Below are 14,456 nucleotides of genomic sequence, written 5' to 3'. Positions count from 1 at the left end.
TCATCAGCTTAGTTAATTTCCAACTTTTGGCAATAGCGACTTAGCCAGCTATTTAGACTGACTTGACCTCTATTGTTAAAAGTTGAAGAAATTCTGGTCGCTGCTACTGTATAAAATTCGCTGAACTTATAACTCTAGATTGTTTCTTTAGCCAAAGTTCATTACAGAAGCTTATCTAATTATCATACCTCAAAATCAATATGAATTAACAAGCGTTTCGGAAAAATATGAGAAAACATAATATTACTTAATATATTAGTTGAACGAGTTCGCCCCAAGACACTTGTAATTGGGTTTGAGCATTTCCACTCATGACCGCAATTTCTAGCCAACCATGACTACCCATAAAAGCGACTGTTTCACCCACAGGAACATCACTATAAGTTGTGCCTTGAGGAATTACACGTTCTTTAATCATGACTGTCCAGTGAGAGGATGTAATTGCAGTAGATGGAATATTTGTAATTAGATTGCCAAAAATATCGATATATTGAATAGAACCTTTAATGATGGTTGATGTTTTCTCATAGTTTGGGGGAGAAAGTCGCACTAAATGTTTAGGATCAATTGCTTCACCTAAATCTTGTAACCTTGCACCACACGCTAAATGGGCGGCGACTGAAGCAAAAATATCACGACCATGAAAGGTAGAACTCGGTGTAGCAGTACGCCAATACTGAGAGTGGGACAAACGCACCGCAGCACAAGCAGTATATTGATCTAAAATTCCACTAAATAAGCCATTATCTGGCCCGACTAAATAACCATTCTGTAATTGTATAGCGATTCCTTGGCGTTGACTGCCTACTCCTGGATCAACTACCGCTAGATGAACTGTTCCTTGGGGAAAATAGGGATAAGCATTGATTAAGGCAAAACGTCCAGCCAAAATATTTTGTGGTGGAATTTGATGAGTTAGATCGATGACTACAAGTGATGGGTTAACAGTAGCGATCGTTCCTTTAACTACACCAACATAGACATCTTTTAAACCAAAATCAGTCAGTAGGGTTATTACGCCAGCCATTGGGATATTTTATCGTGAATATTGCTATTTTATTAAGTTTTCTAATGTTCGGTAACAACTTATACACTTTTTCAACCAAAATGTTATCTTATAGATAAGGGTAAATGATTAGATCTATTAAAAAAACTGTCCACCATGAACAAGAATCGTCAACAATTGGTAACCAAAGCAGCATCCGCTCATCGGGATAGCTTGCGTAAAAATTTACAGCATCGTTTAGAAATTGCTAGAGCGCAGGGTAATGATGCCCTAGTCAGACAACTTGAAGCAGAAGCTTCTTATCTGAATTTAAACTAAATATTTTGTTAATCTTGGTTAGTTGTTAGTTACCTTGTGATCAGAGTAAAGTCTGATCACTTTGTTTTTTAGAAATTAACTTTCAATCCAGACGGACACAGAACCCCCATTACACTTAAACTCGCCCCAACCCCATTCGTTAGTGTAAACAGGCTCTTTGACGTGTTCTGTATAGTCAATAAATTTAGCATTTGGCTTACCGACTTCCATCCATTTCGTGCCGCCTAACTGATCACTGAGTAGAACAGCCATCGCCTTTGGATTTTGTTGATTACCTAGACGAGTCCAACCTACACGGTCAGGATGATCAAAATAATCATACTGCTCACCGTGAGCGTAATGTTTGCGAACATACAAAAACTTATCAATCAACCAACGATGAGACGGCATAATTATTTTATATTTTTGTCCATCTCTTCCATAATCTTCATATTCTGCACCATAATAATCGGGGTAGAAAATACAAGGATAACCTTCTCTTCGTAACAAAATAATGGCGTAAGCGAGAGGTGTAAACCAAGGTTCTACAACGGATTCTAGGGCTTGTAAGGCTTGGGAATCATGATTTGCGACAAAGGAAACCGCATTCTGTGAGCGATATTGTAAGATGGTTCCTTCCAAGATACGGCGCATATCATAGTTACCATTTCCTTTACTCGCATAATGGAAATTGTAGTGGAGTGCGACCGCAAAAACCGACATCATGCCACCTGTCCAATCAATATACCAGTCTAAATCATTAACATTCGGTGACCAATATTCACCAACCACAAATAATTTTTTACCGACATACTCCTCCAAACTTTTTAACCACTTTGGAAAGAAACTTGCAGAAATATGTTTAAGCGCATCTAGACGAAAACCATCAACACCCGTTGTATCTAAATACCATTTGCCCCATCTGAGAAGCTCATCTTGTACTTCTTTGCTTTGAAAATCTATGTCACAACCCATCAGATAAGCAAAATTACCTTTTTCTAGGGCTACATAGTCATCAAAGCTTTTATTTTCCAATAAATAAACAGTGCTGCGATCGTCTTTATTGTATTCGTTATAGTCTACGCCGTCAAAATGGTACCAATGCCATTCAAAATCCGAGTATTTTTTCTGACGGTTTGGGAAATGGAAGTGCGTGTAGGTCTTGATTTCTTGTAAACCCCCTTTAGGATTAATGCGATCATCAATAGGATAGGGAGTCGCTTTAACCACTTCTGCACTATCAGCACCCATTTTATGATTTAGAACCGCATCTGCATAGACTTGTATGCCATGAGACTGAAGAGATTTAATTGCGGCGATATATTCTTCTTTTGTGCCATATTTAGTACGGACGGAATTTTTTTGGTCAAATTCACCTAAATCGTAGTAATCATAAACACCATAACCGACATCACTTTTACCTCCAATTCCTTTATAGGCAGGAGGTAACCATAGTGCTGTAATTCCTGCATCGGCTAATTCTTTAGCATTTTTGTTCGCTTCATTCCAAAGAGAACCATCATCGGGTATATACCAATGAAAATATTGCATCATTACGCCATTGACTTCAGCCATATTTACTCCAGTTTGTTATGGATCAGTGTGATTAACTGTTGCTGTATCTTAAAAAAGAGCAGTTTAAATAACTGTCGTTTAGTCTACAGCTAAAATCGTGAGGTAATGTCAAAGCTTAATCAGAAAAAAAGATTTTTAGTCTTGTTTCGCTATTTTGGATTTTGATACACTGAATATCTGATTTAAACAGCAGGTATATGATTTAACAATTAGTAGCTTAAATCATCGATGAAGTCGATTATCTAATAAAAATTGATGAATTTTCCTGAACCACCAAAAAAGCCATCACAGACAATCACAGAATTAGCAAAACAACGTAATTGTCAAGCGGCTCAAAGAACCTTAACTGCATGGATTCAAAATAGCATTAAGCTAATGGGATTGGGAATTGCACTTGATCGAATTTCATTAAATCTTTTAAAAGCTTTTCCAAAAACAAGTTTAGAAGAATCACACAAATTCGCTCATATCTTTGGATTAAGCTTAATTGCTTTTGCGATCGTTATCTTAATTATTGCACTCTGGCAATATCGTTTAGAAATTCAAGCTCTCGAACGCAATGATTATTTATTTTTATCAGAGCGTCCCTTAATTATTGTCACAACCCTTGCTGTTGTCTTTTTTGGGTTCATTACCGCCTTAATTATAATTTTTAAAATCTAACATTAATTAAAATACTGATAAAAGCAGCAATACCGATGAAAATAAGTGCAGATGCTACGAGTAAACCCAGTGAACGACTTGAAGTATAAACATAAGGATCTCGTCGAATATGTCGTAGTTCTTGGCGATGTTCTAAAGCTGCCGCTAACATAGCAAAAATTCCTAACGCAATAAATGATAGTCCAAAAATTCTTGATAGCCTCATAGTATTGACATCATTATTAACCGTTTTACTAATTACAGCGATAATTTGATCAATACCAAATCCGAAACTAATTAAAGATAAACTGGTACGAATCCATGCCATTAAAGTTCGTTCGGCTGCTGCACGATTACGCTGTTTTGCTAATTCGAGTTGAGGATTTGTAGATTGTATGGGATCTTGCATAAAATATTTATTGATGGACTTCTCGGTGCTTTTCTTGTAGTTCTAATTGATGTTCTAGTTCTTTATTCAAAAAATAATTAAGGAACGTACGAATAACTGCAATTAAAGCCAATTGTCCTAATTCTTCAATTGTAGGAGCGATCGTTGTTGCTAAAATATCGGCTCCTAACTGAAATTCTAAGGCTAGTGCTAACCAAGAGCCAAAGGTTGTACGCAGTTGCATGAAAGGAAATTCGGTATTACGACGGCTGCGACTTAGCCTGATGGCAAGTTGGAAAGTCTGATATACACCAAATAGTACACAATAAACAGAAATTGCTTCTAAAATAAATTGACTTAAACCTACAAGCTGATGCAGCCCTATTTCAATTGTTTTCATCCATTCCATTAATTTTTGCTCCTCCGACACGGAATGTTTCGGACAACACCAAATTTATGACTGATTGTCCAATTCTGAATTTTAGCGTATTTGCATTCAGCGTTATTACTAGAATTTAATTCTCACGTAATGTAAAGTTTTGCGCTATTGTTAAATTTAGTTTTTAAATTAAAAAAATAATTTATGAGCATTGTTTAAAAATTGATTATATTCAAGATGATTTTTTACGGTATGTTCTAAAGTTTATAATTTTAGCTCTTTGATGTTTATAATTCAATATTAATACATACAACAATAAATATATTCTATACTAGCTATATTGTTTTTTAAGAAAAACTTTTAATAACAGAGCCTCAATGGTACAAAATTGGAATTCTGGAGAGCCATTACCGCGATACAGGGATGTAGAGATTGACCCTCGCAAGTTTATAGACTATTCTTTAAATCCAAATAATCCAGCTAATTAGGGAAAGTGGCTTGCCTTTGCCAATCTTGGCTATGATATATATAGTTTATCAGGTCGGCAACTAGCGGCTGAGGATATTATTAAGCAGTCTGTCTAGAAGTTTATACATAGTTAAGTTAAGAATATGAAAGCTGAAATTTATGACCCAATCAAAACTTTAGCTCCTATTTCCACCGACGGGATTAATTTTCCAGAAGGTACATTAGGTACAGTTGTAGAAGCTTATACTAATCCTGAAGGATATGCAGTTGATCTTGCTATTCCAGATAATAAATTAGTTGGTGGATTTCGATATTACAATGTTATTTTAAAGCCTGAACAATTTAGACTTATTAAAGGTCTAGATCTAGATGAAATGCAAGCATTATCTAAACAAGAAATTATTAGAAGAATTTTTACTGAATTTAAAAGAGAATACGATTTAATAAAAATTTAAAAGCTTTTAAAGAATATTTATATAAATATTGTACTAAACAAACTGATTATAAAAGTAATTTTATGAGAAACAAAATATATATTAAGGAACTTAAAAAAAATATCATGAAGATTTGCAGGAGGTAGAAGACTATTTTAAAGCTAAACAGAAAGAAGTGAAAAAAGAGCGAGTTATTTTCAAAAAGCTACACCGCTAATAGGATTTTGTATAATTGTGTTTACTTTACTTCTTTTAGGACAAGATTTTTTTACAACTTTGTTCAATGTACCTTTAATGAAAGTTTTAGGAGCATCTACCTTCTTCGCAACTACTATATTTCCACTCATTAATTTAATTTTTGAAATTGATGGCTTACCTCATAAAATATATGAAGAGTGTATAGCTATTATGGAAAAAGCTTTAAAGTAATATTAGAATGAAAATAGGTTATACTACATAAAAAATTATAGCTCAATAAATACAATCACTTTGAGCTTGCTAAACCTTGACTACATCTACTTGAAAAATATATTCTAATTCAAACAGAACTTCAAAAATTACCCAACTGGATAGTCGTCATATAATCCTTCGTCCATTGGATTGTAGCCGTTTAAAAAAGCTTTATGATCTGAATTTGGTGATTCCCAAAACTTCGATAAAGGCATTATCCAAGAAATAGGAACAGAAACGACATCTAAGGTTTCTCCATTTTTAAATACTTCTATTGTGTAACCTGCTTCTTTTTGCTTTTTTGTTGGTTGTAAATGATCTACAATAACTCCTCTATCTCCTTTTTTGACAACACTATCAGGAACATCTTGTTTTAACTCAACCCATTGAAATAACTCAGCTTGTTTCATGGTTCGATTCTCCTTATAATTTATTTGGGTACAAGGTGATAAATCTAGCTACGTCTGATTCATCATCTTGTTGCCAAATGGTAATAACTTCTATTGATTTACCGTTTATCGTTATCCACTGGCACTTAACTTTAAAGCGTATTCCCCAACTTGTTTGACTAGCCTCATCTATTTCTGTATTGGTTACGGCTTCTAGTATATCTTGCTTTAAAATTTCCCAGTTTTCTCAAGTATAACCATAATCAGCTAAAAATCTTGATTTATCATCTTTGGGCTGATACAGCAATAAATATCTAGTCAGCTTTTCATTTTGAATTGCTAACTTAGATGGCATTTTCATATAAATATTTTATCTGATCTAGAAAGTATGGCGGGGCAATTTACCCACCATATAACCTTACTCCATCATCCCACCGAAAAAATCAATCGTATCTTGCAACGCCACAATAAAGCGATCAATATCTTCACGGGTATTATAAAGATATAGACTTGCCCTCGCACTACCTGACGCATGAAGTAAACGGTGTAGGGGTTGGGTACAATGATGACCTGAACGAATAGCAATACCTTCGTGGTCTAATAAAGTAGATAGGTCACTTGCATGGATACCCTCGACGTTAAATGAGGCTAATGCAGCACGTCCTTTTCCTTCTAGGGTGGGTTTTGGCCCATATATTCTTAGTTTAGGGACATCAGCCAATTTTTTAAACAAGTATGCGGTGAGTTCTTCTTCATAAGCATGAATATTATCCATACCAAGTCCCATTAAATAGTCTACCGCAGCACCAAGCGCGATCGCTTCTCCAATGGCGGGGGTTCCTGCTTCAAATTTATGGGGTAATTCGTTAGTGGTAAAATGGTCTAGATACACATCGGCAATCATTTCGCCACCTCCGAAAAATGGGGGCATTGCGTCTAATATTTCTTTTTTACCGTATAAAAATCCGATTCCCGTTGGCGCACACATTTTATGACCACTGGCAACTAACCAATCACAGTCGATTTGTTGTACATTAATAGGAAAATGGGGAACACTCTGACAAGCATCAATTAGTACTTTTGCACCCATTTGATGAGCAAGTGTCACAATTTCTTCTACAGGATTGATACAACCGAGTGTATTAGAAATATGCACGACTGCAACGAGTTTTGTTTTCTCATTCAGTAGGGTTTTGTATTGTTCTAAGTCAAAGGTTTCTGTTTCAGTTAAACCTACATATTTAATGATTGCCCCAGTTCTTTCAGCAATAATACGCCACGGAACTAAGTTACTATGATGTTCCATGACGGTGAGAATAATTTCATCACCTGCTTTTAAATTGGTTAAACCCCAACTATAGGCAACGATATTAATTGCTTCTGTGGCATTACGAGTATAAATAATTTCTTGACGTGAGGCTGCATTAATAAATTTTGCAACTTTATCTCTTGCTGCTTCATATCCTTCTGTAGCGCGAACACTTAAAGTATGTGCGCCTCGGTGAACATTGGCGTTATCGTGTTGATAATACTGTTGCAATGTTTCGAGTACAGCTTTGGGTTTTTGAGAAGTTGCGGCACTATCTAGATAGATTAAAGGTTTATCGTGTACGGTCTGATTTAGAATTGGAAAATCAGAACGCACTTTATCGGCTAAGTTTTTTTCTTGAATGGCAGTCATATGAGTTATCAGTAATCAGTTACCAGTAATGTGTTATCGGTAAGTTGATTCCCGATAACCTAGATTTTTTTAATCGAATGTGCGACACGCGACACACTGACTTAATCTTTGTCGTAAGGATTTTAAGGGGATTTTATCTAAAATCTCAGCAGCAAAAGCATCTAATAATAAATGTTTGGCGTTTTCTTCGGTTAAACCGCGACTTCTAAGATAAAACAGTTCATCTGCTTCAAGTTGACTAACAGTAGCCCCGTGAGAACATTTGACGTTATCGGCAGTAATTTGTAATTCGGGTTTGGTATTGACTCTTGCTTTAGGAGATAGCAAAAGATTTCGGTTTAATTGGGCTGCATTCGTCATTTGTGCAGGTTTCGGGACAAATACTTTACCATTAAAGACAGCATGGGCAGCATCATCAACAATACATTTATGGAGTTGATTGGTAGTGCCATATGGATGATTGAGATAGATTGCGCTATGGGTGTCTGAGGTTTGTTCTCTACCCAGTAAGGTTAATCCATAGAGATTCGTTTCTGTCTGTTCACCTTTTTGATAAATGTCGAGTTGATGACGGGACAGTTTTCCACCAAAATTGATGTCATTACAAGTATAACGGCTATCACGAGATTGAATGATCGCACTTCTAGCAATTTGAAGCCCGTCCCCTGATTCTCTCTGGATTCGAGTATGATTAATCTCGGCATTCTCTTCTAGATAGATTTCACTGACAGCATTCGTGAAATACGGTAAATTGCGCGGTACATCAGAACAATTTTTTGCCACTGCCCCATAATTTTCAACTAAGTTCAGTTTTGAATTTCTTTCAGCAACGACTAAAATTCGAGGTTGGGTAAAAGATGCTGTTTTACTGATAATGGTCAAAAAGAGGAGATGAATCGGTGTTTCTACAACAACCTCGGGATTAGCCCAAATCACCGCAGCATCGCTTAAACCTGTTGTGTTAAGGGTTGTAAAAACATCTCCTTTTTGTTGAGCTAAATACTTGACAAATTCTGTTTTTTGTGAATGGGCGGCGAGTTCGGATAAATTGCCAACGAATACGCCATCTGGCAACGCAGAAATATCGGATAAATTGGCCGCGTAATAGCCATTGACGAACACAAGACGGCTTGCAGACGCTTCGGGTAGGATAAAAGGGTTTAAAGCTTCGGTGGAAAGTTCTACATTTTGGGCGGTTTGGAAGTTCGTTTCCAGCAGTTCCGATAAGTCTGTAAACTGCCATTCCTCATCTCTGCGATGGGGTAGTTTTAAGTTTTGTATTTCTGTAACCGCAGAGGAACGCAAATCATTTAAAAATTCTGCCGATACTTTGGCTTTATTTTGTTCGACTAAATTTTGTAGATATTGGTCGTTATTCGTTTTAGTCGGTTCTAAAATCACTGATGTCATAACTTACACCTCCGCTAAAGCTTGTTCATCGAGGAAGTCGTAACCCTTGTTCTCTAACTCGTGGGCTAATTCTTTTCCACCACTGATAACAATGCGCCCATCATACATAACATGAACAAAATCTGGTGTAATGTAGTTGAGTAAGCGTTGATAGTGAGTAATAACCAAAAAAGCATTATCAGGTGTTGCGAGTTGGTTAACTCCATTGGCTACAATTTTGAGCGCATCGATATCTAAACCTGAATCTATTTCATCTAAAATACCCAGTGTCGGTTCAAGTAACGCCATCTGTAAGATTTCATTGCGTTTTTTCTCTCCCCCCGAAAACCCTTCATTTAAACTTCTACCCAAGAAAGAGGGGTTCATCTGAACAATATCTAGCTTTTCTTCGACTATCTCTTCAAAATCAAAGGTATCTAACTCCTCTAACCCTAGATATTTGCGACGCGCATTATAAGCAACCCGCAAGAAATCTAAGTTACTAACTCCAGGAATTTCTAAAGGATACTGAAACGCCAGAAAAATACCTTTCTTAGCGCGTTCATCGGGTTCTTTCTCTAACAGATTTTCCCCTTGATAGATAATTTCGCCTCCTGTCACCTCATAGTCTGGATGTCCAGAGATGACTTTAGAAAATGTACTCTTTCCAGAACCATTCCGTCCCATGATGGCATGAACTTCACCCGCTTTGATTTCTAAATTTACGCCTTTTAGAATAGGATTTCCATCGACGTTAGCGGTTAAATTGCGTACAGATAGGATTACGTCACTCATTTTATACTCTAGTCCTTAGTTCCTTAATTGATTCTGTTGGTGTGGTGGGTTAAGACCCCACCTTTTTTTAGCCAACGGTTCCTTCTAATTTCAGACTTAATAACTTATCTGCTTCGGCAGCAAATTCCATCGGCAGTTTACTTAAGACATCTTTACAGAAACCACTCACTAACATCGAGATGGCATCTTCTTCAGAAATACCCCTTTGAGCAAAGTAAAATAATTGGTCTTCGCCTATTTTAGAAGTAGAGGCTTCGTGTTCAACTTTGGCAGTATTGTTATCGACTTGAATATAGGGAAATGTATTCGCTTCAGCATTATCGCCAATTAACATCGAATCACATTGGGAGTAATTTCTCGCCCCTGTGGCTTTTGAACCCATTTTCACTAAGCCACGATAGCTATTTTGGGAGTTTCCCGCCGAAATACCTTTAGAAATAATCGTACTGCGGGTATTCTTGCCGATATGAATCATTTTTGTTCCCGTATCGGCTTGTTGCTTGTTATTGGTTAAAGCAATTGAATAAAACTCACCAACAGAATTATCACCGACTAAAACACAACTGGGATATTTCCAAGTAATAGCGGAACCCGTTTCGACTTGAGTCCAAGAAATTTTAGAGTTAACCCCCTTACAGAGTCCTCGCTTGGTGACAAAGTTATAGATACCTCCTTTGCCATTTGCGTCACCCGCATACCAGTTTTGAACGGTAGAGTATTTAATATCAGCATTATCGAGGGCAACTAATTCGACAACTGCCGCATGAAGTTGATTACTATCGTACATCGGTGCGGTACAACCTTCTAAATAACTAACCGATGCGCCTTCTTCTGCAATAATAAGCGTCCGTTCAAATTGTCCCGTTTCACCGTTATTGATGCGGAAGTAGGTGGATAATTCCATCGGACAAGTAACGCCTTTAGGAATAAATACAAATGAACCATCACTAAAGACAGCTGAATTTAGTGCAGCAAAATAATTATCAGCAACGGGAACAACACTACCAAGATACTTCTGAATGAGTTCAGGGTGTTCTTGTAATGCTTCGGAAATGGGACAGAAAATTACACCATCTTTAGCTAACTTTTCTTTAAATGTTGTAGCGATAGAAACACTGTCAAAAATCGCATCAACGGCAACATTACCGAGGCGTTTTTGTTCAGATAAGGGGATACCCAGCTTTTCAAAAGCTTCTAGTAAAGTGGGGTCAACTTGGTCAAGACTATTTAGTTTTTCTTTTTTCTGTTTCGGTGCAGAATAATAAATGATATTCTGATAATCAATCTTTGGATAGCTAACATGAGGCCAAGTCGGTTCGGTCATCTTTTGCCATTGCCGATAGGCTTTCAAGCGAAACTCTAACATGAATTCGGGTTCATTCTTCTTGGCTGAGATTAAGCGAATGGTGTCTTCAGTTAGCCCTCTAGGTACGGTTTCGGATTCGATATCCGTGACAAAACCATATTTGTAGGGTTGGTTGACGATGTTTTTGACGGTTGTCGCACTCATGTGATGTTAGTGTTCTCTTTTACGATATCGGTTGGTATATGCTAGAAGCCTTTATGATGGCAAATGACTTAAACAACAACTATATTGTTTAAATTTATTATACAATAGATTAACAACATCAATGTTGTCAAAGTAAAAAATTGTCTTTTGACAAGTCATGACCACGACCCAACCCGCATCGACGAAACAGGATATTCTGCAACACTTATTAAAAAAGGGACAAGCGACGGCCTTAGAGTTAGCAGAAGCGTTTGAAATTAGTCCACAAGCAACGCGTCGTCATCTAAAAGATTTAGAAAACGAGGGACTGATAGAATATCGTTCGGTACAAAATGGTATGGGACGACCCCAGCATATATATTATCTTAGCCGTAGAGGGCGATCGCAATTTCCCAACAACTATGACGAATTTGCCCTATCGTTTCTGGATACTCTAGCCCAAACCGTCGGAGAAAAACAAGTTAAAGAAGTCTTACGCAAACAGTGGGAACGTAAAGCAGAAGACTATTGTAAACAAGTGGGAAATGGTTTATTAATTGAAAGAGTAACCCGTTTAGTCGAACTCCGCAGAGGTGAAGGCTATATGGCAGAACTTTTACCCATTGAAGAGAATCAAACAGAACAATATATCTTAGCGGAACATAACTGCGCTATTTCTGGAGTCGCTGAATCTTATCCGAGTGTTTGCGGTCACGAATTAGAAATGTTTTCCGTTGTTCTACCCGATTGTACGATAGAGCGAACCCACTGGATGAATCATGGCGAACATCGTTGCGGTTATTTGATTAAGGCAAAGTAAAAAACTTAAAACGATTTAAAATAAAAATAAACTTGAAAGTTATATGTCTATACAAACAAATCGAAATACAGTTGACGACCAACTTGCTCGTTTGATGGCATTGAGTGAAACAGAAGATGAGATAATTCCTTTAAATGAACTAGAAGAAAGTGAAATCGCTTGGCAAGAATATGTATCTGGTCAAGATGTCGGTGAAACACTGGATGCTATTCGACAGGAATTATTAAAGCATGAGTGACTGGCAAATTGTTATTCAACGTCTAGCCCGTCGCTATCTCGAAAAACTAACTCTTGCTAACCGAGAACGTATTATAAATGACTTAACCATTTTACAAACTAATCCAGAAAGTCTAGATTTTAAACCGCTTAAAGGTCGTTCTGATTGGCGTTTGCGAGTGGGTGATTATAGAGTTTTAGTCAGGGTGGATAGAGAGAATAAAGTATTTGTTGTCACTCGCATTGGTTCAAGAGGAGATATTTACGAAAAATAAAGTGAATTAACATATGATGGAAAATCCGCAATTTCTAACCCCAGATGAATCATATGATGTCGATGCAGCCCTATTGTCATCTACTGAGAAATTTTTAGCTCGTTTAACCATTTCTTCACAAAAACTACTGAAAATTATTGCTGAAGATGTTGGTGTTCCGATAGAAGAATTAACCCATAAGCAAATTATCGCTTGGTTTGAGAAAGACGGAAAAGTTAGACGTGAACAAGGTCTCGATGCTGCCGTCTTAAAGTGGTAAGTAGAGTTTGATAAAGTATTAAAATTCCCATTTATGGTCTAGGTCATCTAAAGCCTTTTGTACAGGAGCTAAATTAATGCTTTGCGGAGTTTTGTAGTTGAGTGAATCTTTTAAAAAAGCTATTAGGCAGTATTAATAAAACTAGAAAAAATGATATTTAAGTGAAAAAGGATATAAAATGCGATCGCTGTGCTAAATTTTAGGATAGCACCTTATGATTTTGAGAAGTACCTATTCTTCCGACTACCGAACAGATTTTAACCTCTTTTATACTGTGTCAGCGTTTGACTAGCTTATATCGTTCAATTTTTTTAGTAAGCTTAGATGAACGAACTGAAGATATATATGTTCTAGCTGGTGAAAAAACAGAAATTTTAATTGATAAACACGGGAACGGGAATTTATATGACATCTATCAATTATCACCAAATGAGCCGTACTGAATTACGCGCTTATATTTCAGAACACCGAGACGATGAACAAGCATTCCGAGCATACATGGATAAATTAGCTGATGCACCTGTTTTAGCATCAGGAACACTTACTGATTTAGATAATCCTGAAAAAATAGCTGACATTATTAAAAGAATTCAGAATAATAAGAAAGAAGAGTAACTTTTACAAAAACTCGTTTAACTTATCTTCGGTGATGCGACAAATACGCCAATCTTGTAATACGGTAGCACCAAAACGCTGATAAAATACGATCGCGTTAAGCTTACTCTCACAATACTATTCAGCTTTCAACAGTACTTCCGACAAATACAACATCAGTAGGTTTTAAAAGTTTATGCTGTTTTTCACTAAAATAATAGACTTGATAGTGAGGTGATAATTCCTGTTGAAGTTGCTGCCATAAAGCTAACCCCTCCTGTTCAAATGCTTCTTTCTCGCCTAAATTTTTAAAACCAGCCTCTTGGGGTTTATTCCAATCTATAATGCTATCGTAGCATTTAGCCCAATTATAAAGACGTTCTACTGTTACAGATGAGATAGGTAAATCGTTAGGCTCTAAATTATCTGCTTCATCTATATCCCAAAGTGGAAAATAGTTATACTCAGCCATTAATTTAATTTTTTTCTGCACTATGTTTGCTCCTCCTTTAAGCGTTTGACTAACTTTTTTGGACTTGGATTTGCACTAACAATATAACCATTAGTCCCTATATCGATAGATAGATACTGTGACTGTTCTTTAAAATATACTTCATAAATTTTTCGACTTTTTCCTTGCGTTCCTAGTAATCTATCCTCCTGCAAAGCTTGGAAAATTAAACTAACGATTTCATCTTCAGCTATACCTCGATTTTGAAAATCTTCTTGATGTCGTTCTAAAATATGTTTTAATCCAGATGTTAAATTTCCTTTCTCCAAAAAAATGATTTGACCATCACTTAATTGAACAATAGCAACAATTTCTGCTGGATTGTGTTTAATCTGCCTAACTACTAACTCTGCTTTCAGAATGTCTGTATTATCCAATTCAGACTCTAAACTCATTTTA

At 36.5% G+C, this 14,456-nt stretch carries 22 protein-coding genes; 10 read left to right on the top strand and 12 right to left on the bottom strand.

Annotation, left to right across the window (positions count from 1 at the left end):
• Positions 1–247 precede the first annotated feature (247 nt).
• Positions 248–1,033, bottom strand: coding sequence for an S-adenosyl-l-methionine hydroxide adenosyltransferase family protein (locus CFPU101_RS17495; RefSeq protein WP_374191972.1), 786 nt, complete (start codon positions 1,031–1,033; stop codon positions 248–250).
• Positions 1,034–1,162: 129 nt separating this feature from the next.
• Between CFPU101_RS17495 and CFPU101_RS17490 the strand changes: the two genes are divergently transcribed.
• Positions 1,163–1,324, top strand: coding sequence for a hypothetical protein (locus CFPU101_RS17490; protein ID WP_206816621.1), 162 nt, complete (start codon positions 1,163–1,165; stop codon positions 1,322–1,324).
• Between the two features lie 75 nt (positions 1,325–1,399).
• Here CFPU101_RS17490 and CFPU101_RS17485 read toward each other — a convergent pair whose 3' ends face one another.
• Positions 1,400–2,878, bottom strand: coding sequence for an alpha-amylase (locus CFPU101_RS17485; protein WP_206816620.1), 1,479 nt, complete (start codon positions 2,876–2,878; stop codon positions 1,400–1,402).
• A 255-nt stretch (positions 2,879–3,133) separates the two neighbouring features.
• Here CFPU101_RS17485 and CFPU101_RS17480 point away from each other — a divergent pair, with 255 nt between their 5' ends.
• The gene (locus CFPU101_RS17480) at positions 3,134–3,541 is read left to right on the top strand and encodes a YidH family protein (RefSeq protein WP_206816619.1); all 408 of its coding nucleotides are present in this window, start codon (positions 3,134–3,136) and stop codon (positions 3,539–3,541) included.
• Here the strand turns inward: CFPU101_RS17480 and CFPU101_RS17475 are convergent.
• Together CFPU101_RS17475 and CFPU101_RS17470 are read right to left on the bottom strand one after the other, a co-directional pair.
• A complete protein-coding gene (locus CFPU101_RS17475; RefSeq protein WP_206816618.1) occupies positions 3,531–3,929 on the bottom strand; it encodes a YidH family protein in 399 nt (132 codons plus the stop codon). The two genes, CFPU101_RS17480 and CFPU101_RS17475, sit on opposite strands and share 11 nt — an antisense overlap.
• Positions 3,930–3,936: 7 nt before the next feature.
• On the bottom strand, positions 3,937–4,317 hold the full coding sequence (locus tag CFPU101_RS17470; protein WP_206816617.1) for a DUF1622 domain-containing protein: 381 nt from the start codon (positions 4,315–4,317) through the stop codon (positions 3,937–3,939).
• Between the two features lie 581 nt (positions 4,318–4,898).
• On the opposite strand from CFPU101_RS17470, the gene CFPU101_RS17465 reads away from it, so the two are divergent.
• On the top strand, positions 4,899–5,210 hold the full coding sequence (locus CFPU101_RS17465; protein ID WP_206816616.1) for a hypothetical protein: 312 nt from the start codon (positions 4,899–4,901) through the stop codon (positions 5,208–5,210).
• A 213-nt stretch (positions 5,211–5,423) separates the two neighbouring features.
• Entirely contained in the window at positions 5,424–5,618 is a 195-nt protein-coding gene (locus CFPU101_RS17460; protein WP_206816615.1) for a hypothetical protein, read from the top strand.
• 128 nt (positions 5,619–5,746) lie between these two features.
• Here CFPU101_RS17460 and CFPU101_RS17455 read toward each other — a convergent pair whose 3' ends face one another.
• From CFPU101_RS17455 to sufB, 6 genes are all read right to left on the bottom strand, one after another.
• Positions 5,747–6,049: a DUF4926 domain-containing protein gene (locus tag CFPU101_RS17455; RefSeq protein WP_206816614.1), complete on the bottom strand. Its 303-nt coding sequence runs from the start codon at positions 6,047–6,049 to the stop codon at positions 5,747–5,749.
• A 13-nt stretch (positions 6,050–6,062) separates the two neighbouring features.
• Positions 6,063–6,263 (bottom strand): DUF6883 domain-containing protein, encoded by a 201-nt coding sequence (locus CFPU101_RS26315; RefSeq protein ID WP_374191971.1) that lies wholly within the window; start codon positions 6,261–6,263, stop codon positions 6,063–6,065.
• Positions 6,264–6,446: 183 nt separating this feature from the next.
• Complete coding sequence (locus tag CFPU101_RS17450) at positions 6,447–7,709, bottom strand: SufS family cysteine desulfurase (protein WP_206816613.1); 1,263 nt, start codon at positions 7,707–7,709, stop codon at positions 6,447–6,449.
• Positions 7,710–7,778: 69 nt separating this feature from the next.
• Positions 7,779–9,119, bottom strand: coding sequence for a Fe-S cluster assembly protein SufD (gene sufD / locus CFPU101_RS17445; RefSeq protein WP_206816612.1), 1,341 nt, complete (start codon positions 9,117–9,119; stop codon positions 7,779–7,781).
• Positions 9,120–9,122: 3 nt separating this feature from the next.
• The gene (sufC, locus tag CFPU101_RS17440) at positions 9,123–9,893 is read right to left on the bottom strand and encodes a Fe-S cluster assembly ATPase SufC (protein ID WP_206816611.1); all 771 of its coding nucleotides are present in this window, start codon (positions 9,891–9,893) and stop codon (positions 9,123–9,125) included.
• 67 nt (positions 9,894–9,960) lie between these two features.
• Positions 9,961–11,403 (bottom strand): Fe-S cluster assembly protein SufB, encoded by a 1,443-nt coding sequence (gene sufB / locus CFPU101_RS17435; RefSeq protein WP_206816610.1) that lies wholly within the window; start codon positions 11,401–11,403, stop codon positions 9,961–9,963.
• 157 nt (positions 11,404–11,560) lie between these two features.
• On the opposite strand from sufB, the gene sufR reads away from it, so the two are divergent.
• From sufR to CFPU101_RS17410, 6 genes are all read left to right on the top strand, one after another.
• Positions 11,561–12,202, top strand: a complete 642-nt coding sequence (sufR, locus tag CFPU101_RS17430) for an iron-sulfur cluster biosynthesis transcriptional regulator SufR (protein WP_206816609.1) — start codon at positions 11,561–11,563, stop codon at positions 12,200–12,202.
• 43 nt (positions 12,203–12,245) lie between these two features.
• On the top strand, positions 12,246–12,440 hold the full coding sequence (locus tag CFPU101_RS17425) for a hypothetical protein (RefSeq protein ID WP_206816608.1): 195 nt from the start codon (positions 12,246–12,248) through the stop codon (positions 12,438–12,440).
• Positions 12,433–12,693, top strand: a complete 261-nt coding sequence (locus CFPU101_RS17420) for a type II toxin-antitoxin system RelE/ParE family toxin (protein ID WP_206816607.1) — start codon at positions 12,433–12,435, stop codon at positions 12,691–12,693. The genes CFPU101_RS17425 and CFPU101_RS17420 overlap by 8 nt, the downstream gene beginning before the upstream one ends.
• Positions 12,694–12,706: 13 nt before the next feature.
• Entirely contained in the window at positions 12,707–12,952 is a 246-nt protein-coding gene (locus tag CFPU101_RS17415) for a hypothetical protein (protein ID WP_206816606.1), read from the top strand.
• Positions 12,953–13,185: 233 nt separating this feature from the next.
• Positions 13,186–13,395: a hypothetical protein gene (locus tag CFPU101_RS26310; RefSeq protein ID WP_374191970.1), complete on the top strand. Its 210-nt coding sequence runs from the start codon at positions 13,186–13,188 to the stop codon at positions 13,393–13,395.
• Positions 13,358–13,567 (top strand): hypothetical protein, encoded by a 210-nt coding sequence (locus tag CFPU101_RS17410; protein ID WP_206816605.1) that lies wholly within the window; start codon positions 13,358–13,360, stop codon positions 13,565–13,567. The genes CFPU101_RS26310 and CFPU101_RS17410 overlap by 38 nt, the downstream gene beginning before the upstream one ends.
• A 121-nt stretch (positions 13,568–13,688) precedes the next feature.
• On the opposite strand, the gene CFPU101_RS17405 is transcribed toward CFPU101_RS17410, so the two are convergent.
• Both CFPU101_RS17405 and CFPU101_RS17400 read right to left on the bottom strand, forming a co-directional pair.
• Positions 13,689–14,039: a hypothetical protein gene (locus CFPU101_RS17405; protein WP_206816604.1), complete on the bottom strand. Its 351-nt coding sequence runs from the start codon at positions 14,037–14,039 to the stop codon at positions 13,689–13,691.
• Complete coding sequence (locus CFPU101_RS17400; protein WP_206816603.1) at positions 14,039–14,452, bottom strand: hypothetical protein; 414 nt, start codon at positions 14,450–14,452, stop codon at positions 14,039–14,041. The genes CFPU101_RS17405 and CFPU101_RS17400 overlap by 1 nt, the downstream gene beginning before the upstream one ends.
• Positions 14,453–14,456: the final 4 nt, after the last annotated feature.

This window comes from Chroococcus sp. FPU101 (genome assembly GCF_017312365.1).
Taxonomy (GTDB): domain Bacteria; phylum Cyanobacteriota; class Cyanobacteriia; order Cyanobacteriales; family Microcystaceae; genus Chroococcus.
This window is presented reverse-complemented; position numbering and strand designations above follow the sequence as displayed.